The organism is Pandoraea pneumonica, from assembly GCF_049918595.1.
Taxonomy (GTDB): Bacteria; Pseudomonadota; Gammaproteobacteria; order Burkholderiales; family Burkholderiaceae; genus Pandoraea; species Pandoraea pneumonica_A.
The window spans coordinates 327,320-348,191 of sequence record NZ_JBNCRZ010000002.1 but is presented as its reverse complement, the minus strand read 5'-3'; the positions used below and the strand labels follow the sequence as shown (position 1 = coordinate 348,191).

19 protein-coding genes and 1 tRNA gene are annotated in these 20,872 nt (G+C 61.0%); 2 read left to right on the top strand and 18 right to left on the bottom strand.

Translation table 11 applies throughout. From position 1 onward, the window contains the following. Positions 1-207: 207 nt before the first annotated feature. The 13 genes from ACPWR9_RS08140 to ACPWR9_RS08080 all read right to left on the bottom strand — a co-directional run bounded on the left by ACPWR9_RS08140 (position 208) and on the right by ACPWR9_RS08080 (position 14,875). Entirely contained in the window at positions 208-2,484 is a 2,277-nt protein-coding gene (locus ACPWR9_RS08140) for a bifunctional diguanylate cyclase/phosphodiesterase (RefSeq protein ID WP_426297434.1), read from the bottom strand. Between the two features lie 381 nt (positions 2,485-2,865). Next, positions 2,866-3,264, bottom strand: coding sequence for a MerR family transcriptional regulator (locus ACPWR9_RS08135; protein ID WP_426297436.1), 399 nt, complete (start codon positions 3,262-3,264; stop codon positions 2,866-2,868). Positions 3,265-3,329: 65 nt separating this feature from the next. After that, positions 3,330-3,722 carry an integration host factor subunit alpha gene (locus ACPWR9_RS08130; protein WP_426297438.1) on the bottom strand — a complete coding sequence of 131 codons (393 nt, stop codon included), beginning with the start codon at positions 3,720-3,722 and terminating at the stop codon, positions 3,330-3,332. Between the two features lie 62 nt (positions 3,723-3,784). Next, positions 3,785-6,226: a phenylalanine--tRNA ligase subunit beta gene (gene pheT / locus ACPWR9_RS08125; protein WP_426297440.1), complete on the bottom strand. Its 2,442-nt coding sequence runs from the start codon at positions 6,224-6,226 to the stop codon at positions 3,785-3,787. Between the two features lie 86 nt (positions 6,227-6,312). After that, entirely contained in the window at positions 6,313-7,326 is a 1,014-nt protein-coding gene (gene pheS / locus ACPWR9_RS08120) for a phenylalanine--tRNA ligase subunit alpha (protein WP_058378173.1), read from the bottom strand. 139 nt (positions 7,327-7,465) lie between these two features. Beyond that, positions 7,466-7,825: a 50S ribosomal protein L20 gene (gene rplT, locus ACPWR9_RS08115; protein WP_010806048.1), complete on the bottom strand. Its 360-nt coding sequence runs from the start codon at positions 7,823-7,825 to the stop codon at positions 7,466-7,468. A gap of 25 nt (positions 7,826-7,850) precedes the next feature. Then, on the bottom strand, positions 7,851-8,048 hold the full coding sequence (rpmI, locus tag ACPWR9_RS08110) for a 50S ribosomal protein L35 (protein WP_150677526.1): 198 nt from the start codon (positions 8,046-8,048) through the stop codon (positions 7,851-7,853). 177 nt (positions 8,049-8,225) lie between these two features. Next, entirely contained in the window at positions 8,226-8,744 is a 519-nt protein-coding gene (infC, locus tag ACPWR9_RS08105) for a translation initiation factor IF-3 (protein ID WP_084656116.1), read from the bottom strand. A 52-nt stretch (positions 8,745-8,796) separates the two neighbouring features. Continuing rightward, complete coding sequence (thrS, locus tag ACPWR9_RS08100; RefSeq protein ID WP_426297442.1) at positions 8,797-10,704, bottom strand: threonine--tRNA ligase; 1,908 nt, start codon at positions 10,702-10,704, stop codon at positions 8,797-8,799. A gap of 240 nt (positions 10,705-10,944) precedes the next feature. Then, positions 10,945-11,021, bottom strand: a tRNA-Val gene (locus tag ACPWR9_RS08095). Positions 11,022-11,196: 175 nt separating this feature from the next. After that, the gene (locus ACPWR9_RS08090; RefSeq protein WP_426297443.1) at positions 11,197-13,503 is read right to left on the bottom strand and encodes a RelA/SpoT family protein; all 2,307 of its coding nucleotides are present in this window, start codon (positions 13,501-13,503) and stop codon (positions 11,197-11,199) included. Positions 13,504-13,550: 47 nt separating this feature from the next. Beyond that, a complete protein-coding gene (locus ACPWR9_RS08085) occupies positions 13,551-13,907 on the bottom strand; it encodes a RidA family protein (protein ID WP_150677523.1) in 357 nt (118 codons plus the stop codon). Positions 13,908-13,996: 89 nt separating this feature from the next. Then, the gene (locus ACPWR9_RS08080) at positions 13,997-14,875 is read right to left on the bottom strand and encodes an alpha/beta fold hydrolase (RefSeq protein ID WP_426297445.1); all 879 of its coding nucleotides are present in this window, start codon (positions 14,873-14,875) and stop codon (positions 13,997-13,999) included. A 150-nt stretch (positions 14,876-15,025) separates the two neighbouring features. Between ACPWR9_RS08080 and ACPWR9_RS08075 the strand changes: the two genes are divergently transcribed. Next, on the top strand, positions 15,026-15,817 hold the full coding sequence (locus ACPWR9_RS08075) for a 3-hydroxybutyrate dehydrogenase (protein WP_426297447.1): 792 nt from the start codon (positions 15,026-15,028) through the stop codon (positions 15,815-15,817). 206 nt (positions 15,818-16,023) lie between these two features. Here the strand turns inward: ACPWR9_RS08075 and ACPWR9_RS08070 are convergent, their stop codons facing one another. Together ACPWR9_RS08070 and ACPWR9_RS08065 are read right to left on the bottom strand one after the other, a co-directional pair. Next, complete coding sequence (locus ACPWR9_RS08070) at positions 16,024-16,662, bottom strand: CoA transferase subunit B (protein WP_426297449.1); 639 nt, start codon at positions 16,660-16,662, stop codon at positions 16,024-16,026. A gap of 23 nt (positions 16,663-16,685) precedes the next feature. Further along, positions 16,686-17,384 (bottom strand): CoA transferase subunit A, encoded by a 699-nt coding sequence (locus ACPWR9_RS08065; protein ID WP_426297451.1) that lies wholly within the window; start codon positions 17,382-17,384, stop codon positions 16,686-16,688. Positions 17,385-17,622: 238 nt separating this feature from the next. Between ACPWR9_RS08065 and ACPWR9_RS08060 the strand changes: the two genes are divergently transcribed. Further along, the gene (locus ACPWR9_RS08060) at positions 17,623-18,168 is read left to right on the top strand and encodes a LuxR C-terminal-related transcriptional regulator (protein ID WP_426297453.1); all 546 of its coding nucleotides are present in this window, start codon (positions 17,623-17,625) and stop codon (positions 18,166-18,168) included. A 51-nt stretch (positions 18,169-18,219) separates the two neighbouring features. Here ACPWR9_RS08060 and ACPWR9_RS08055 read toward each other — a convergent pair whose 3' ends face one another. The 3 genes from ACPWR9_RS08055 to ACPWR9_RS08045 form a co-directional block, all read right to left on the bottom strand. After that, positions 18,220-18,633 (bottom strand): acyl-CoA thioesterase, encoded by a 414-nt coding sequence (locus ACPWR9_RS08055; protein ID WP_426297455.1) that lies wholly within the window; start codon positions 18,631-18,633, stop codon positions 18,220-18,222. A 119-nt stretch (positions 18,634-18,752) separates the two neighbouring features. After that, positions 18,753-19,823, bottom strand: a complete 1,071-nt coding sequence (locus tag ACPWR9_RS08050; protein WP_426297457.1) for a DctP family TRAP transporter solute-binding subunit — start codon at positions 19,821-19,823, stop codon at positions 18,753-18,755. 139 nt (positions 19,824-19,962) lie between these two features. Then, entirely contained in the window at positions 19,963-20,739 is a 777-nt protein-coding gene (locus tag ACPWR9_RS08045) for an SDR family oxidoreductase (RefSeq protein WP_150677516.1), read from the bottom strand. Between the last annotated feature and the right edge of the window lie 133 nt (positions 20,740-20,872).

Sequence of the window (20,872 nt, the reverse complement as noted above, 5' to 3'; positions counted from 1 at the left end):
TGACAGTCTGCCGTAATGTTCCATGTTGCCTGCTTCTGTTGCGCTGCCGGCGCCCTGCCCGTGCGCACTTAATCTGGAGAAGTTTCGGTAATTCTATAGCACTCCGACGGTCCATCAGAACTTAAAACTACCAAAACACCGTCCTATTACGAAGCCCTATTTAATCTATTAACTAGAAAGGCGCGGCCTTTATCATTGGCGCATCCTTTATCCGCAAATACCAAATCGCGCAATTACCGATTCCATCTGTTCGATTTCCACCGGCCGGGAAAACCAGTAGCCCTGCGCGGCCAGTGGCACGAAATGGCGCAGCCAGGCAAGCTGGCGCTCGTTCTCCACGCCCTCAACGATCAACTCGATGCCGAGCGAGCGCGCAATGTTCACGATATTCGAAATCATCAGACATGAGCGCGACGAGTCGGGAATCGATTCGACAAACGAACGGTCGACCTTGAGCGTATCGACGGCAAAACGCGTCAGATAGGATAACGACGAATAGCCGGTGCCGAAGTCGTCGAGTGCGATGCGCACGCCGGTGCGTTTGAGCTGGTTGATCTTCGACTCCACCAGCGCCGGGTTCTTCACCATGACCGACTCGGTAATCTCCAATTCCAAACGGCTAGGGCCGATGTCGTACTCGTTCACATAGCGCTCGACCAACTCGCAAATGTCGCCACGCCAGAACTGCACCGACGAGACATTGACGGCCAGACGCAGTGACGCCATCGGGGTATCGCGCCACGCGGCGAGTTGTCGGCAGGCTTGCGCCAGTGCGAACTCGCCGATGGCCACGATCTGCCCGGTCGTCTCCGCCAGCGGGATGAATTCGCCCGCGGCGATGACGCCCCGTTCGGGATGACGCCAGCGAATCAGCGCCTCCATGCCGCAGATGCAATCGGATTCGAGCGCGACGATCGGTTGATACGCGAGGAAGAACTCGCCATTCGCAAGCGCCTGCTCCATCTGACGCTCCCACACCACCAACTGGTGCGCCTGATACGTCATCTGCTGGGAGTACACGCGTACGACGCTCTTGCCAGCCTCTTTCGCCGAGTACATCGCCAGATCGGCCTTCTTGATGAGATCGGCCTCGGTTTCCTCGGACTTGGACCAAAAGGTAACGCCGATACTCGCGTGCAGCGCAAACGATGTACTGTCGGCCACCATCGGCGCCTTGAGCGCTGCGAGTAACGTTTCGGCAAGCGGCTCGGCATGCGCGACCGCATCGTCGCCGCGCAGCACCACCATGAACTCGTCGCCGGCAAAGCGAGCAAGCAAGGCATCGGCTGGCACGCGCGTGACAAAACGTTCGGCCACTTGCCGGATGATTTCGTCCCCTTGGGCGTGCCCCAGCGTGTCGTTCACGCTCTTGAAGTTGTCCAAGTCGATATGCAGCAATGCCACTTTGCCCACGTTACCCGTGTCGGACAGGTCGTTGCGTAGCGACTCCATCAAGGCATAGCGGTTCGGTAGTCCGGTCAGTGCATCGTAGGAAATCAGGCGAGTGAGTTGCTGATCGCGACCGATTAAACGCTGCATCAGATACGCGATGAGCGCGAAGAACACGACCAACGCGACCGACACGAAAGTCGCCATCGTGAGATACACGCGCTCGACGTGCCGATACTCGGCCAGTTCCTCGTCCATCGACAGCCCGACCTGCACGGCGAGCGGATAGTCGCCGAGGTGCCGATAGGCCACGACGCGCTCGACCCCGTCGATCGGGTCGCGCTGCACGCCCGAGATACGCTGCGCTGCGGGAAATGGCGGCAACTCACCGGAACCGGTCACGGCGACACTCGCGCCCGTACTGCGCGCGAGCAGCGTGCCATCGTCGGCAATGATGGCGATCTGGCCGTACTGCCCGAGCACGGCGTTAGTGTAAAAGTCTGCTGTGAAGTAGCTGGGCTCTTGCGAAACGACGACCACGCCAGCGAAGCTGCCATCCGGATTATTCAAGCGGCGGCTGAATTGCAGCACCCACTTGTGCGATACGCGGCCGAATACCGGGTGACTGATGAACAGGCTCTCGCTCGCGTCGTCGACGTGCACGCGAAAATGTTCGCGATCGGCGATGCTCACGCCGGAAGTGCCGCGCTCGGGGATGGTCGCCGCCGTGATGTTGCCCTTGGCATCGGCCAGACTCACCAACACCATATGACGATCGGCGACGATGCCGGCATTCATCGTGGCGTTCAGATTGAACTCGCTGCGATGATGTTCGAACTCGTATTTGACGAAGCGGGTGATCTGATCGACCTGACGAATGGCACGTAAGGTCTGCTGTTCGAGCGCGTTGGCCACGGTCGACGCCGAGGCAGCGGCATCGCGCAAGATTGCTTTGTGTTCGATGGAGATGCGCCAAAGCACCGCTGTCCAGACAAGGACAAGGATCAGGAAACCGAAAATCAGAATCGCGACAATCGAGCGATAGGACGTTGCCCAACGCCCGCGCCGCGCTCCCGTCGTACTCGGTTCCACCATAGGTCGAGATCCTTTCAGCCATCTCGCCCCCGCGAGATGGTCGGTGTTGGCCCGGAGTGTGCAGAGGATCCAACGAGCGGCGCATGAAATGACCGCCATGTTTTCCGGCAAGTGTATGACAATCGGCGCGACGCCGGAAGCGGTTGCACGTCACTCAATCGGGGGATGCCGTTGGCGCACGCAAACGCGTCTCATGACGATCTGGCCATCGGCGAGCGCAGCCCCGCCGCAACGGCGTCTCTTATCTCGGATTACGGATATTTCGGCGTTCGCCGCATCGGGAGAATCCCGGAGACAGGCACGCCAAGGTAGCGGCCGTGGAGGAAAGATTCGGAAAGGACTGCGTCGTAGCGATCGGTGCGACGGCGAGCGGTGTGGCGCTCAAGTCTTCAGCAGGTCGATGACGGCTTCGAGCTTGCGGCGCAGATCATCGACATCGAAGCCCGCATCGGTGTCGGGCACGCCTTCTTCGGAAGCGGCACGCATCGCCGCCGCAGCGCTGGCGCTACGTGCGCCGCGCGGCGTGTCGGCTTCAAGCCGATTACGGGCACCGTTGATGGTGAAGCCCTGCTCATAGAGCAGCTCCCGGATACGCCGGATCAGCAGGACTTCATGATGTTGGTAGTACCGTCGATTGCCGCGGCGTTTGACCGGGCGCAGTTGCGTGAACTCCTGCTCCCAGTAGCGCAGCACGTGCGGCTTGACGCCACACAACTCGCTCACTTCACCGATGGTGAAGTAACGCTTGGCGGGAATCGGCGGCAAGGCAACGTGATCCATCGCGGCGTCAGCGGTGTTGAACGACAGTTAGGATGCGGCCGCCACAGAAAGCGGCGGCCGGGGACTTACTTGCTCAGTACGCCAGACTCCACCATCGACTTGAGCTTCTGACTGGCGTGGAAGGTCACGACACGACGAGCGGCGATCGGGATGGCCTCGCCCGTCTTCGGGTTGCGGCCCGGGCGCTGCGGCTTGTCGCGCAACTGGAAGTTGCCGAAGCCGGAGAGCTTGACGCTGTCCCCCGATTCGAGGGCATCGCGGATCGATTCGAAAAACGCTTCGACCATATCTTTGGCCTCGCGCTTGTTCAGACCCACGTGCTCGAACAACAACTCGGCCAGTTCGGCCTTGGTCAGCGTCGGCGCTTCGCTGCCGACGTCGTTCACTTCGCTACGACCCAGCGCGATACGCTGCGCCGCGAGCATGGCTTCAAATTCACCAGGATTCATTTCGTTCATACGTCCCACGCGATGGCGATGACAGTGCGATAAAACCACTCGCAACCAGACTCTACAATGCTTTACGCGCGCAAACGTGCGCCGAACGCGTCTCCAACCCGTTGGACCAACGCAGCGACAGCGCGCTCGACGGTCTCGTCTTGGAGGGTACCCGAAGGGTCTTGCAGAGTAACACGAAACGCCAGGCTTTTGTCTTGCGCGCCCAGCGATCCCGACGTTGTGCCAGCCTTCGGACGGAACTCGTCGAACAGCTGCACAGACTGCACCACGCCGCATGCCGGGTCATCGTTGCGAGCGGCCAACATCGCATCGATCAGCGGCTGTACGGGCTGCGCTTGTGACACCACGAGTGCGAGATCTCGCGTGACCGGCGGGAACTTCGAGATTTCCTCGTAGCTAGCCACGTCGCGCGCGAACAGCGCTTCCGCTTCAATTTCGAAGAGCACCGGTGCATGCGGCAGATCGTACTTTTGCTGCCAACGCGGATGCAGTTCGCCAAGGAATCCGACACGCTTGCCGTCGACTTCGATCGCAGCGCTACGTCCCGGGTGCAATGCCGGGTGTTCAGCCTTCACGAAACGTGCGGTGCGCGGTGCGAGCAGTGCTTCGAGGTCGCCCTTCACGTCGAAGAAATCGACCTGACGCGATGCGGCGCCCCACTGCTCGTCGACCACCGGACCGTAAGCCAGCGCCGCCACCGTCACCGGTTGGCGATAGCCACCGACCGTCAGCTCGCCCGACGCCACCGTGTTGTCACGATGGTACGTGCGGCCGATTTCGAACACGCGAACGCGCGACGCCTTGCGGTTCAAGTTGTAGCGCGTCGTTGCGATCAGGCTGCCGATGAGCGTGGAACGCATCACGGCGAGGTGACTCGCAATTGGATTGAGCAGCTTGATCGGGTTGTCGTTGCCAGCGAAGTCGGCTTCCCACTCGACGTCGACAAAGCTGAAACCCACCGTCTCGTGATAATCGCGCGCGGCAATGGCGTGACGCACCGCGTGTTGCGAGCGGCGGCCTTCCTGCGTCGGACGCATCGCGCTCGCGGCCACCGGCGGGTTGGCCGGAATGCGGTCGAAGCCGTAAATGCGCGCGATCTCTTCGATCAGATCTTCTTCGATCTCGATATCGAAACGGTACGACGGCGGCGTCACTTCGAAGACGCCATCGCTCAGCGTGAACGGCAGGCCCAGACGCGTGAAAATTTCACCCATCTCCTGCTCGCTCACCGGCACGCCCAGAATCTTGACAGCACGGGCAACGCGCATCGTCACCGGCTTGCGCTCCGGCAGACGGGCGACCTGATCTTCCAGCGGGCCAGCTTGGCCGCCGCAGATCTCGAGCACGAGTTGCGTAGCACGTTCCAGCGCGCGCACGTTACCGGCGAAGTCGACGCCGCGCTCGAAACGGTGCGACGCATCGCTCGTGAAGTTGTACTTGCGTGCGCGGCCTTGAATGGCTTGCGGGAAGAAGAACGCGCCTTCGAGGAAGATGTTCTGCGTTTCCAGACCGGCCTTGGTCGAGTCGCCGCCCATGATGCCGGCCAGACCAATCGGGCCGCTCGCATCGGTAATGGCAAGCACGCTCTCGTCGAGCGTCACGGTTTGTTCGTTAAGCAGCTTGAGCGTTTCGCCCGCGCGGCCGAAGCGCACGTCGATGCCGCCTTGCAGACGATTCAGGTCGTACACGTGCAGCGGCTGACCGAGTTCGAGCATCACGTAGTTGGTGATGTCGACCAGCGCCGAAATGCTGCGCTGACCGGCGCGCTCGAGGCGCTCAACCATCCAGCGCGGCGACGGTGCGGCAGCGTTCACGTTGCGGATGATACGGCCGCCGAAACGACCGCAGCCTTCGGGCGAGCTGATGCGCACAGGGAACGTGTCGGCGATCGCCGACGGTTGCGCGCCCTGCCCCGGCAAATCTTTCAGCGGTGCGCCGGTGATGGCGGCCACTTCGCGTGCGATACCGAGCAACGACAGGCAGTCGGCCTTGTTCGGCGTGAGCTTCACAACGAAGACGGTGTCGTCCAAGTCGAGATACTCGCGAATGTTCATGCCGACCGGTGCGTCTTCGGGCAGGATCATCAGACCGGCATGGTCTTCCGAGAGCTTGAGCTCACGGGCCGAGCACAGCATGCCGAAGCTTTGCACGCCGCGCAGTTTGCCGATCTTGATCTGGAACGGTGCCGCGCCGGGTTCTGCCGGGGGGAGTGCCGCGCCAACGGTCGCGCACGGCACTTTGATGCCAGGGGCAACGTTCGGCGCACCGCACACGATGGTGAGCGTCTCGCCGGTGCCGGCATCCACCTGGCACACGTTCAGACGGTCGGCATCCGGGTGACGGGCCACTTCGAGCACCTTGGCCACCACGACGCCGTTGAACGGCGGGGCGACGGGGTCGGTTTCCTCGACTTCGAGCCCGGACATCGTCAGGGCGTGCGCCAACGCGTCGGTCGACAGATCTGGGTCGACCAGGGTACGCAGCCACGATTCAGAGAATTGCATGGATCAGTTCGCTCGCAGTTAAGTCTTCACATCCGAGAGCCCGGCGGCAGCGGCTTGGCGCGCCTGCACAGGGCCGTCGACATCAATTACATGAATTGGCGCAGGAAACGCAGGTCGTTCTCGTAGAACAAGCGCAAATCTTGCACGCCGTAGCGCAGCATCGTCAGACGCTCGAGACCCGAGCCGAACGCAAAGCCGATGTAGCGTTCGGGATCGAGACCCATATTGCGCACCACGCTCGGATGCACCTGCCCCGAACCCGAAATCTCCAGCCACTTGCCGGCGTTCTTGCCGGTCTCGAACTGCATGTCGATCTCGGCGGACGGTTCCGTGAACGGGAAGTACGACGGGCGGAAGCGCACCTGAATGTCGTCGCGCTCGAAGAACTTGCGCAAGAAATCGGTGTACACGCCTTTCAGGTCGGCAAAGCTGATGTCTTCGGCAATCCACAGGCCTTCGACCTGATGGAACATCGGCGAGTGCGTGGCATCGGAGTCGACGCGATAGGTACGCCCCGGGGCGATCACCTTGATCGGCGGCTTGTTCATGCGCGCGTAGCGCACCTGCATCGGGCTGGTGTGCGTACGCAGCAGCAACGGCTTGCCAGCGTCGTCATTGCCTTCGACGTAGAAGGTGTCCTGCATCGAACGGGCCGGGTGATTTTCCGGGCTGTTCAGAGCAGTGAAGTTGAACCAGTCGGTTTCGATCTCGGGGCCGTCGGCCACGTCGAATCCGATGGAACGGAAAATTTGTTCAACGCGTTCCCACGTGTTCAGCACGGGGTGCAGGCTACCGGCACCCAGGCCGCGCCCGGGCAGCGTCACGTCGATGGCTTCGGCGGACAGGCGCGCATCGAGCAACGCATCGGCCATGGCCTGACGGCGCGCCTGCAAGGCGCCTTCGATCTGTTGCTTGGCCGCGTTGATCCGTGCGCCTTCGCTCTTGCGGGCTTCAGGATCGAGCTTGCCGAGGCCCTTGAGCAACTCGGTCAGTTGGCCGGTCTTGCCAAGAAAGCGGGCTTTCTCGTTTTCCAGCGCGGCGGCGTCGGGAGCGGCGGCGAACGCACGCTGCGCTTCGCTGACGATAAGTTCCAGATCCATATGCTACAGGCTCAAGTTAGGCGGTCGGAATGGCCGCATTACATGCAAAAAAGCAGTCGAAAAACAAAAGGGGGCTCCGATGAGAGCCCCCTCCTGGCGAATGGCGCGCGGTAAAACGCGCTATACGCTAACTACAGCTTCAGGCTGCGACGGCGGCTTTCACCTGGGCGACAATCGCGGCAAATGCCGGCTTGTCGTTGATGGCCATGTCGGACAGCACCTTACGGTCGAGTTCGATCGAGGCCTTCTTCAGACCAGCGATGAACACGCTGTAGGTCATACCGTGCTGACGCACACCTGCATTGATACGCGCAATCCACAAGGCGCGGAACACGCGCTTCTTGTTACGGCGATCGCGGTAGGCGTATTGCCCAGCGCGCATGACCGCTTGCTTAGCGATGCGGAAGACGTTATTGCGGCGGCCGCGGAAACCCTTGGCAGCTGCGATGACTTTCTTATGGCGGGCCCGTGCAGTGACCCCACGTTTGACTCGAGGCATATTTCTCTCCTATCTAAGTCGGGGTTTAAGCGAAGGGCAGCATTGCGCGTACGGAGTTCAGATCGGAATCATGAACGCCGACGGCACCGCGCAGGTGACGCTTATTCTTGGTGGACTTCTTCGTCAAAATGTGACGCTTGAAAGCCTGACCACGCTTAACGGTACCGCCCGGACGCACGCGAAAGCGCTTCTTGGCACCGCTCTTGGTTTTCATCTTAGGCATGAAAAACTCCGAGGTTTTTAACATGATCACAGGTGTGACGCCAAAATCGCGCCCCTTGTAGAACCCGGGATCACTTATTTTCAGGGTCCGACTGCACCCTGCATCGCTGCGGACGCCCTCTCGGGCAACCGCGGCAATTCTAGACAACCCGGCGGTGTCACTCGACACCGCCACGGCTTATTTCTTCTTCGGCGCGATGACCATGATCATCTGACGGCCTTCCATCTTCGGCATCTGTTCCGGCTGACCGAACTCTTCGAGATCGGACTTCAGACGTTCCAGCATACGAGCGCCGATTTCCTGGTGAGCCATCTCACGACCGCGGAAACGCAGCGTGATCTTGGTCTTATCGCCGTCTTCGAGGAACCGCTTCAGATTGCGCAACTTGACGTTGTAGTCGCCGTCGTCAGTGCCAGGGCGGAATTTGACTTCCTTGATCTGGACAATCTTCTGCTTCAGCTTGTTCTCGTGCGCCTTCTTCTGTTCCGAATACTTGAACTTGCCGTAGTCCATCAGACGGCACACCGGCGGCTGCGCCGTCGGTGCGATTTCCACCAGATCGACATCAGCCTCTTCGGACAGACGGAAAGCTTCGGCCAATTTCATGATGCCGAGAGCCTCGCCATCAACGCCAGTTAGACGCACTTCAGGCGCGGTGATTTCGCCATTAATGCGATGCGACTTATCGGTAGCGATGTTGCTTATCCTCGAAAAAAGTCAAAAATTTAGCCGCGCTGTCCGACAGGCGTTATTGGAACGATGCGCATTCTTGCGCAAGGCGTTCGATGAGCGCGTCAACGGGCATCACACCCAGATCCACGCCGCCACGGGCACGCACGGCTACCGTATTCCCCTCTTGCTCTTTGTCCCCCACTACCACGAGATAGGGAACTTTCTGCAACGAGTGCTCGCGTATTTTATAGCTAATTTTCTCGTTGCGCAAATCGACCCGAGCCCTAAGCCCTTGTTCTTTCAACTTTTTCGTCACTTCTTGCGCGTAATCGGCCGTTTTTTCGGAGACATTCAGCACAATCACCTGCTCCGGCGCGAGCCACGTCGGCATTGCACCAGCATGGTGCTCGATCAAAATACCGATGAAACGCTCTAACGAGCCCAAAATCGCACGGTGCAGCATGACCGGACGCTTGCGGCTGTTGTCTTCGGCCACGTACTCGGCGTCCAGACGCTCCGGCATCGAGAAATCGACCTGCATCGTGCCGCATTGCCACTGACGGCCCAGCGCATCCTTGAGCGTGTACTCAATCTTCGGGCCGTAGAACGCACCGTCGCCTTCGGCGATCACGAACTCGCAACCCGAACGGCGCAGCGACTCCATCAGCGCAAATTCGGCCTTGTCCCAGTTTTCATCGGAACCGACACGATGCTCAGGACGCGTAGCGACCTTATAGATCATGTCCGAGAAGCCGAAATCCTTATACACCGCGTGCAGGAGTGCCGTGTAGTTCACGCACTCGTCGAGGATCTGGTCTTCCGTACAGAAGATGTGACCATCGTCCTGCGTGAAGCCGCGCACGCGCATCAGGCCATGCAAGCCACCCGACGGCTCGTTGCGATGGCATTGACCGAATTCGCCGTAGCGCAGCGGCAGATCGCGATAGCTATGCAGCGACGAGTTGAAAATCAGCACATGGCCGGGACAGTTCATCGGCTTGAGCGCGTACGAGCGATTCTCCGACTCCGTCGTGAACATGTTGTCTTTGTAGTTCTGCCAGTGGCCCGACTTCTCCCACAGCGAACGATCGAGAATCTGCGGACCCTTCACTTCCTGGTAACCGTTGTTACGGTAGACGCGGCGCATGTACTGCTCGATCTGCTGCCAGAGCGTCCAACCCTTCGGGTGCCAGAAGACGAGACCCGGCGCCTCTTCCTGCATGTGGTAGAGGTCCAATGCTTTGCCGAGCTTGCGGTGATCGCGCTTCTCGGCTTCTTCGAGCATGTGCAGGTACGCGTCCTGATCTTCCTTCTTCGTCCAGGCCGTGCCGTAGATGCGCTGCAACTGTTCGTTTTTCGCATCGCCGCGCCAGTAGGCGCCAGCCACCTTCATCAGCTTGAAGACTTTGAGCTTGCCCGTGGACGGGACGTGCGGACCGCGGCAAAGATCGACGAACTTGCCTTCGCGGTACAGACCGATCTCGTCCGTGGCCGGGATCGACTCGATGATCTCGGCCTTGTACTTCTCACCCATCGACAGGAACAGACGCACGGCGTCGTCACGCGAGAGCACTTCGCGCGTAACCGGCTCGTCCTTCTTGGCGAGCTCGTGCATCTTCTTCTCGATGGCTTCGAGATCTTCCGGCGTAAAGGGGCGGTGGAACGAGAAGTCGTAGTAGAAACCGTTCTCGATGACCGGGCCGATGGTGACCTGCGCCTCGGGAAACAGCTCCTTGACGGCATAGGCCAACAAGTGAGCCGTCGAGTGACGGATGACATCCAGACCGTCGGCGTCCTTGTCCGTGACGATCGCGAGGTTCACATCGTGATCGATCAGAAAGGACGTATCGACCAGCTTGCCGTCGACGCGGCCGGCCAGTGCCGCCTTTGCCAGACCCGAGCCGATCGAACCGGCGACCTGCGCCACCGTCAGCGGGGCTTCGTACTGGCGTTGCGAACCGTCAGGCAAACGTACCGAAATCATGTCGCACTCCCATGCGCTAAAACGTCACACGCGGCCAACGCCACGCGGCAAAACCACGAAAAAAAACGGCCTCGACTGTCGTCGAGGCCGTCTCTTCATTCCTTGCATCCAGACGAAAAACACCCTCGACTAACGTCGTACCTTCACCACTGTGAAAGTTCGGGCCGTCTTCAACATGAGTGTTTTCTTCCAGCGTCTGTGTCTGCGGGGTCTCGCGGACTGTAATGCATCAAAATTCGTTGGTAGGCTCGATTGGACTCGAACCAACGACCCCCACCATGTCAAGGTGGTGCTCTAACCAGCTGAGCTACGAGCCTATTGCAAGAGAACGAGATTCTAGCAAGATTTCGACGCGTCGCCAAGCGATTAATGTGCCTGATCGCGAAAAACCGCGTCGGGCGGCGATTCCGGGCACCTTCCCTGCGCAGAAACCGCGTCGCCCAACCCGCCTTTCGCGATCATTCGCCAGCCTCTCCGCCGCTATCGGTCGATCTACCGCCGGCGCGACGACACCACCCCGGTCACCCCGGAGAGTTGCGCCAGCGCGCGCTGCAACTGACCGCCATCGCGCACTTCGACGGTGAACTGCATGAACGCCTGCGCCCCTCGCGATTGCGTACTCACACCGGTAACGTTGAGTTTCTCGCGCGAGAACACTTCCGAAATGTCGCGCAGCAGACCCTGACGGTCCGTCGCTTCAATCTGGATATCGACCGGATAAGCGGCAACGCCACGGCCCTCGAGCACGTCGCCCGACCAAGCGGTGTGAATCACGCGCTCGGGTGAGCGCGCCTTCATCGCCTGAAAGCTCGTGCAGTCTTGCCGGTGAATCGACACCCCCTTGCCACGCGTGACGAACCCGACAATCGGGTCCGGCGGCGCCGGACGGCAGCACTTGGCCAGTTGCGTGAGCAGCGCGCCCACACCGACGACCAGTACGCCGCTCTTGGCACCTTGCGCAACGCTAGTATCGAGACTCTTCTTCGCGACCAGCGTATCTTCATCGCGCGGCTCCGGCCCCGGCAAATTCCCCGAGAGCGCCTGCTCCACGTGGCGCAGACTGAACTCGTCCTTCGCCACGGACGCGTACAAATCGTCCGGCGTCTTGAAACCCAGCCGCCCAGCCAGCTCTTCGAGATTGACCGACGTCTTGCCTTCGCGCTGCAACGTCTTGTCGATGAGCGTGCGGCCGTGCGCGATCGTCTCTTCGAGATCGATCGTGTTGAACCATTGGCGCACCTTCTGCCGCGCACGATGGCTTTGCAGATACCCCAACTGCGGGTTGAGCCAATCGCGCGACGGCCCGCCCTGCTTGACCGTGACGATTTCGACCGTCTGCCCGTTCTGCAATGCCGTATTGAGCGGCACCATCGCGCCATCGACCCGCGCGCCGCGGCAGCGATGCCCCAGCTCCGAATGCAGGTGATAAGCGAAGTCGATCGGCGTGGCACCTTGCGGCAGCGAAATCACACGCGCCTGCGGCGTCAATACATAGATGTGATCGTCGATGGTCGCGCGCTTGAGTTGCTCCCACGGCTGGGCGGCACCTTCCGCGCCCACCGTGTCGGCAACATCGTCTTTCCACGCCAGCAACTGACGCAGCCACGCGATCTTCTCGTCGTAAGCATCGCCCGCCGAAAACGCACCGCCGTAGCCGCGCTGCCCTGCTTCCTTATAACGCCAGTGCGCGGCAATGCCGTACTCGGCGAAGTGATGCATTTCGTGCGTACGGATCTGCACCTCGAACGCGCGGCCGTCATCGCCGATGACCACCGTATGCAGCGACTTGTAGCCGTTGGGCTTGGGCCGCGAGATGTAATCGTCAAATTCTTTCGGAATCGGCTGCCACAAGTTGTGGACGATGCCCAGCACCGTGTAGCAATCCTTGATGTCGTCGACGATCACGCGAAACGCACGCACGTCGTAAAGCTCGGCGAAGTCGACCGCCTTGCCACGCATCTTCTTCCAGATGCTATAGATGTGCTTCGGGCGGCCAGACACTTCGGCCTTCACGCCCGCACGCGCCAACTCGTCTTGCAACCGCTCGATCGCGCCTTCGATGAAGGTCTGCCGCTCGACGCGCTTCTCTTCGAGCAGCTTGGCGATCTGCTTGTAAGTCACCGGCTCGAGAAAGCGAAACGCGAGGTCTTCGAGCTCCCACTTCAGTTGCCAGATCCCGAGACGATTCGCGAGCGGCGCATAGATTTCCAGCACCTCATGCGGCATATCCTCGGGCGGCGGCTTCTTCTCGGCGGCATACCAGCGCAGCGATTGCAATCGCGAAGCCAACCGGATCATCACGACGCGAATGTCCTGCGCGAACGCCAGCAGCATCTTGCGCAATGCCTCGACTTGCGACTTGCGCTCTTCCGAAGCATCGCGGTCGCGGCCATCGGCGGGCATCGCGTGCGCGGCCAGCGAACCGGCGCCCGAAAGACGCTGCAACTTACGGACGTCAATAACCAGCGCGCAGACTTCCGCGCCGAATTTCTGCGTCAGCGTGGTTTGAGTATCGGGAAGGAATTCGCCGGCGCAGAACAGTGCGGCGGCCTGATGTGTGGCCTCGTCCACACGCAGCGTGTCGAGGATGGCGAGCATGCCGCGGGCATGTGCCATAACGGGTTCGCCGGACGAGAGAACGTTCTCGCCGCACAGCGCTGCGGCGAACGCGAGCGCGTCGTCGAGCGTGGCAGGCAGCGAAGCGTCGCCCACACCTGCCGAGGAATTCGCTTGAGACTTCGAATTCGTCGGGTTCGTTGCGTTTGCAGCAGCGGGTGTCGGCGCTTGATGTTGGGTCATGTCGTTACACGGGGCGGCCAGCGCCCCTCAGGGTACGGATCGTGCGCTCAGCTTTCGCGCTGGGCAGCGACGACCACAATTTCAACGAGCATTGCGGGGTCGGCGAGAGCTGCCTCGACAGTGGCACGCGGCGGCGCGTTACCGGCCGGCACCCACTCGTCCCACACCTGATTCATTTCACCGAAGTACTTCATGTCGGAGACGAAAATCTGGCACGACAGAATGAGCGACTTGTCGCTGTTCGCTTCCGCGAGCAGTCGATCGATGTGAGCGAGTACCTGACGCGTCTGCCCGGCCATATCTTGCGAGCGGTCGTCGGGGGTCTGGCCCGCGAGATAAACGGTGCCATTGTGAATGGCCATGTCCGACCAGCGCTTTTCGACGTAGAAACGTTGTACTGCCATGATGTAAGACTCCTCGTATTCTTCTGAAACTTCGGACCAGCCGCTTATCGGTGCACATCGGCGCACGTCGGCGCACATCGGCGCCAATATCAGTCGGCGTATCCGTCAAAAAACCGGCGTGCGATCTGAATTTGATCGTCATGCACGAACGTGGGCGCATGGCCCACACCGGGAATTTCTACGGCACGCGCATGTTGAGCGTGTGCCAGCATTTGTTCTAGCGTCGTACGCGAGAGCAGATCGGACTGCTCGCCGCGCACGATCAACGTGCGGCCGGGGAATGCCGCGAGCGATGCCCACAGCACAGCCTCACCCGCCGCAATGGCCTCGGCCGGGACCGCCGAGAACGCAGCACCGATCGCCGGGTCGTAGCGCAGCACGTACCCGCCGCCATCTGGCTTGAGCAGCGGCTCACTCAAGGCACGCCACTCTTCTCGCGTATGCGGTCCGAACGACGACGAGATCGACCACAAGTAGTCGACCGCTTCATCGATCGAAGCGAATCGCTTCGGAATGCCGACATACTGACCGATACGCGTGAGCGACGCCGCATCGATATGCGGCCCTACGTCGTTGAGCACCATGTTGCGGATGGGCGAGTCGGGCAAACCTGCCAGCCCCATGCCGATCAAACCGCCCATGGATGTCCCAAACCAGTCGACCGTCGCGACACCCAATCGGGCAATCAGCGTGACCATATCGGACGCGTATTGCGGCACCACGTAGCCTGCCGCATTACGCAGCCAGTCCGACTGACCACGCCCGACGACGTCAGGACATACGACACGATAGTCGTCGGCGAACGCGCGCGCCATCGCGTCAAAATCGCGGCCGCAGCGCGTCAGGCCATGGACGCACACCAGCACGCGCGGGTTCTCGGGATCGCCCCACTCCGCGTAGGCCATCCGATGCAGACCGGAAGGGCTCAGACATTGAACGCTCGACAGACGTGGCACGTGGTTCGACATGGCAGACTCATCGGATCGGTTTACAGCCCGAATTCTACCGCGCTTGTCGCAAACCGTAAGCTAGAATGGGTCGACTCATGGGCCGCATGGCGCATCCGCGCGTGCGGCGCGCAGTCAGTTTCTACGCAATATGCCTACGGAGACGACGTAATGCTGAAAGGAAAAATCGCCCTCGTGACCGGCTCGACCAGCGGCATCGGCCTCGGGTTGGCGCAGGCGCTCGCAGCACAAGGTGCCACGGTGATCGCGAACGGATTCGGCGATGCCGACGCCGCGCGCAAAGCCATCGCCGAGGCGGCGGCCAAAGCGGGACACGGCGAAAGCCGCGTCGGCTATCACGGTGCCGACATGAGCCGCGCGAGCGAGATCGAAGCGATGATGCAATACGCCGACGCCGAATTCGGCGGTGTCGACATTCTCGTGAACAACGCGGGCATTCAGCACGTGGCCGAAGTTCAGGATTTTCCGACGGACAAATGGGACGCGATTATCGCGATCAACCTCACCTCGGCCTTTCACACTACGCGGCTCGCTCTGCCGAAGATGCGCGAACGCAACTGGGGCCGCATCGTCAACATCGCGTCTGTGCATGGACTCGTGGGCTCGGCCGGCAAGTCGGCCTACGTTGCGGCCAAACACGGCATTGTCGGACTGACGAAAGTGACGGCGCTCGAAAACGCACAAACCGGCGTGACGGCCAACGCCATTTGCCCGGGTTTCGTGTTGACGCCGCTGGTGCAAAAGCAAGTCGACGCTCGCGCAGCGCGCGACAACCTATCGGGCGATGATGCAAAACGCTCGCTGCTCGGCGAGAAGCAACCGTCGGGCGAGTTCGTCACGCCGGAGCAACTCGGCGCGCTTGCCGTGTTTCTTTGCAGCGACGCGGCGTCGCAAGTGCGCGGTGTGGCGTGGAATATGGACGGCGGCTGGGTCGCCCAGTAACCTGGCGTATCGAACGCGACTGATTCGGCGGACGCAGCAGAAACGGCGGAAGCCGCGGATACCGCGAACGCTGCAAACGCCGTGCATCAAAACAAAACGGGCGGGGATATCCCCGCCCGTTTCGCCTTCCATCGACAACGAGGTTCAACGGCCTCGATGCCCTCAGCAAGGTGGTGCGTCAGCATGACTGACGCACGGCCCAGTCCTCAGACAGCGCTCGTATCGAGAGGTGCCCCGGTCTTCTGTGCAATTTCTTCCTTCGTGACGCCCGATGCCAACTCGACGACCTTGAGGCCGTCCGGCGTCACGTCGATCACACCGAGGTCGGTGATGATGCGATTGACCACGCCCACGCCCGTCAGCGGCAAATCGCACGCTTTCAGAATCTTGTGCGCGTCGCCCTTGGCCACATGCTCCATGAGCACGACCACACGGCCGACACCGGCCACGAGGTCCATCGCGCCGCCCATGCCCTTGATCATCTTGCCCGGGATCATCCAGTTCGCCAGGTCGCCCTTCTCGCTGACCTGCATCGCACCGAGGATGGCCAGGTTGATGTGACCGCCGCGAATCATCGCAAACGAGTCGGCCGACGAGAAGATCGACGAGCCTGCCAGCGTCGTTACCGTCTGCTTGCCGGCATTGATCATGTCGGCGTCGACTTCGTCTTCGGTCGGGAACGGACCAATGCCCAGCAGACCGTTCTCCGATTGCAGCCACACTTCCATGCCGTCCGGCACATGGTTCGCCACCAACGTGGGCAAACCGATGCCGAGGTTCACGTAAAAGCCGTCCTCAAGCTCACGCGCGGCGCGCGCAGCCATTTCATCACGATTCCATGCCATGGTTATCTCCTTGATCTCGGCGCTTACTTGGCACGTACCGTGCGCTGTTCGATGCGTTTTTCCGGCGTCTTGTTCAGCACGATGCGCTGAACGAAGATCCCCGGCAGATGCACGTCGTCCGGATCGATGGCACCGGTCTCGACCAGTTCTTCGACTTCCACGATCGTGACCTTGCCGGCCATGGCGGCCATCGGGTTGAAGTTGCGAGCGGTGCGATGGAACACGAGGTTGCCGGCGCGGTCGGCCTTAGCGGCCTTGATGAGGGCGACGTCGGCGCGCAACGAGCGCTCCATCACGTACACATCGCCATCGAATTCGCGCGTTTCCTTGCCTTCGGCGACGACCGTACCTACACCGGTCTTCGTGAAGAATGCCGGGATACCGGCGCCGCCTGCGCGCAGCTTTTCAGCGAGCGTGCCTTGCGGCGTAAATTCCAGCTCGAGTTCGCCGGCCAGATACTGGCGCTCGAACTCTTTGTTCTCACCGACGTACGACGAGATCATTTTCTTGATCTGGCGTGTTTCGAGCAGCAGGCCCAGGCCGAAGCCGTCGACGCCTGCGTTGTTGCTGATGCAAGTGAGTCCTTTGACGCCCGAGTCGCGCAATGCTGCGATCAGGGCCTCCGGAATGCCACACAGGCCGAAGCCGCCGACGGCGAGCGTTTGCCCGTCTGCGACGACACCGGCGAGCGCCTCCTTGGCGCTGGCGAATACCTTGTTCATCGTTTGTCCCTTTCCCTCGGTTGAGAATTGAAATTATGCCGCGCGCTAGCGCGTTGCGTCGCTCACGCGGCCCGATCCAAACCGGGTGGCCACGCGTCTCATGCAATCATAGAGCTTACGGTGCCGTGCAAATGGGGCACAATACGTGAAATTACATATCTTCCCGCGTGCCGGGCCGCTGCACGCGGCGCCCTAGCGCCAGGACCGACCCGATCAGCCCCCGCTCCGCCCTGCCCTCATGCCGACGTTCGACTACCAGACAGCTTTTCACATCGCCCCGGTCGGACTGGTCATTTCCCGCCAGCGCATCATCGAGGACTGCAATCGGCAGCTCGGCAAAATCTTCGGTTATGAGCACACGACGCTCATCGGCCAGTCGTTTCAGGTGCTGTACCCCTCCCCGAAGGAGTTCGAACGGATTGGTGAGCGCATTCCGCCGATCATGAGTTCACAGGGTGTTTATTCCGACGAACGCATCATGCGCCGGGGCAATGGCGAGCTGTTCTGGTGCCACGTCACAGGGCGCTCGCTCGACGTGAACGACCCGCACGCGGCGGGCCTCTGGACCTTCGAAGATATCTCCGCGACGCGACGCGTTGCCGTTGCCCTGACCGCTCGCGAGCGCGAGATTGCCGCGCAACTCGTACAAGGCAAGACGAGCAAACAAATCGGCAAGGTTCTCGAAATCAGCCCGCGCACGGTCGATATCTACCGCGCACGTCTGATGCAGAAATACGGCGCAGGCACCGCAACCGAATTGGTGCAGCGACTCTTAGGCAACTGAGTCACAGCGGTGGTGGAGGTGAATCGCGTCGGTCGATTCACCTCTGCCAGTTCACGCCATCAAATCGCGAATCGATGTCGGCAGCGGCACCGATTTCTCTTCCTGATAGTTCACCCAAACGATCTTCGCGCCGCCTTCCGCCACGATCACGTCGGGCGTGTCGGCACGGCGCAGTTCGAAACGGGTATCAATGCTGGAGCGCCCCGGCTCGCCGATGAACATGCGGCAATCGATATCGCCCGGGTAGCGCAGTTGCTTCAGGAACGTCATGTTCGCGTTGATGATGACGGGGCCCTCGCCCGCCGAGCGCTCCTCCGCTTCGACATTCAACGTCTCCAGCCACGAGATACGCACCTGCTCCATGTACCGGAAGTAGACGGTGTTATTGACGTGACCGAACGCATCCATATCGCCCCAGCGAATGGGCATGCTCATGCGAAAGACTTCCTTGTATTGCGACGACACTGCGAATTCTCCATATGAAAAGACAACGCCCTGCCGAGCGGTGGCAGGGCGTCATGGAGACAAAGTGTAGCGCTTTGGGGTGTCGTGCGTGCGGCAGCGGCGTAGTGGCACGCCTCGGCTTATTTCAGAGCACTGACTGCGGGGCGGGGCTTGTTGCTCACGACATCGTCGCCTTTCACGGCGGCTTCGGCCTTTTCCACCAGATCGCGCCCAACGAGCACCTTCCACTTCTGATAGACAGGCCGCGTCGCGTCGATGAAACGCTGACGTTGGTCCGGCGTGAGGCGCACCACCTTGACGCCGCGGGTTTCCAGGTCTTCCCACATCGCTCGCCCAGAGCTGAGCAGGTCTTCGCGCGCGAGTGTGACTTCGAAGCGTGCCGCTTCCACAGCAGCGTCGCGCACGATGTCGCGGTCCTGCGCGGACCAGCTATCCCAAACCTGCCGGTTGACGACAAAAACGATCGGATCGGCCACGTAATCCCACACGGTGACGTAACGCTGGCCGACGGTATCGAGTCGGACGTTGTTATAGATCGTCATCGGATTTTCCTGCCCATCGATCTTGCGGCTGCGCAGCGCGCGAATCGCGTCGTTCCACGTCATCTGGGTCGGATACGCCCCCAGCGCTGTAAAAATATCGTTGAACAGCAATGAGCCGACCACGCGAAAGCGCAAACCGCGCATGTCGTCGGGCGAGCGAATCGGACGGCGGGAATTGGTCAGTTGCCGAAAACCGTTTTCGCCCCAGGCGAGCGGTACGACGCCCTGCTCCTCGACGCGCCGGAACAGTTCACGGCCGACGTCGCCATGCGTAAGCGCATCGAGCGAACGATAGCCCTTGAGCAGGAACGGCAGGGAGAACACGTTGAATTCGGGGATGGCCGACGACCAGTTGATCGTCGAGCCGACCGCCATGTCGATGACACCTTGGCGCAGCGCGGAGAATTCGCGCGTCTGATCGCCGCCGACCAGCGCCGCCCCCGGATGCAACTTGATATTGATGCGTCCGTGCGTGCGCTCCCGGACCATATCGGCCCAGAGCTGCGTGCCTTTGCCCCAGGGCGTGCCCGCATCGGGCACGATCGACAGCGTGTATTCGGCTTTGTAGGTTTGAGCGGCAACGGGCAACGCCGTTGCGGCGAGGGCAAGCGCGACTCCGATGAGCCCCCGCCAGCCTGGATTACGCATGATGTCCTCGAGATGATTCGGGGTCCTTGTGCGACCCCGTGAGCATCGATGAATTATGCGCCCGCCCCCATCACCCTGACTGCCTCGGACAATCCCCGATTGCCGCATTGCAGCGAGCCTGCGCAATCGGGGCCAAGCCTCAACCGACAGCCAATCCGTCGTCGATGGTCATGATCGAGCCGTTGATAAAACGAGAGTCGTCCGACGCCAGAAGCAGAATCAACCCGTCAAGATCGCTCGGTTCGCCAACACGCTGACGCGGCAACATCTGAATGAGCTTGCGCCCGGCTTCCGTTTGCCAGTGGTCGTGATTGATCTCGGTATCGATATAGCCCGGGCACAGCGCGTTCACGTTGATGTTGAATTTGCCCCACTCGAGTGCCATGGCGCGCGTCATGTGGATCACCGCGGCCTTGCTCACGCAATACACCCCGAGCATCGAAATCGCGCGCTGACCGGCCACCGACGCCACATTGATGATCCGATGCTGGCGCTGCGGGTCGCCTTTGGCGCGACGGAGCATGCGCTTGGCCACTTCCTGCGCCACGAAAAACGCGCCACGCGTGTTCGTGTCCAGCACGTAGTCGTACTCCTGCGGGGTGACATCGACAAGCTTCTGCTGCGTGGAAACGCCCGAGTTGTTGATGAGAATATCGATCGCCCCCGCCTCGGTCTCGGCATGCGCCACGCCCGCGCGAATGCTGTCGTAGTCGGTCACATCGAGCGGCACGACGTGCGCCGCCCCCCCCATCGCCTCGATTTCAGCACGCAATTCCTTGAGCCGTTCCACACGGCGGCTGGCCAATACGACCTTGGCACCGGCCTGTGCCAGCACCTTGGCGAACTGCATGCCAAGCCCGCTTGACGCGCCGGTGACCAGTGCCACCTTCCCTTCCAGATTCAGTGAACGCCCCATCCTCATCTCCCTTGCGCCCGGACGCGCATTGAATAACGACAGTGCCGCATGGCCCGCCGCTAGAGCTTCTTACCTAGCAAACCGAACGATCGTGCTATTAATATGCGGTTGCGAGGTGTTCCCCATTCCCGGA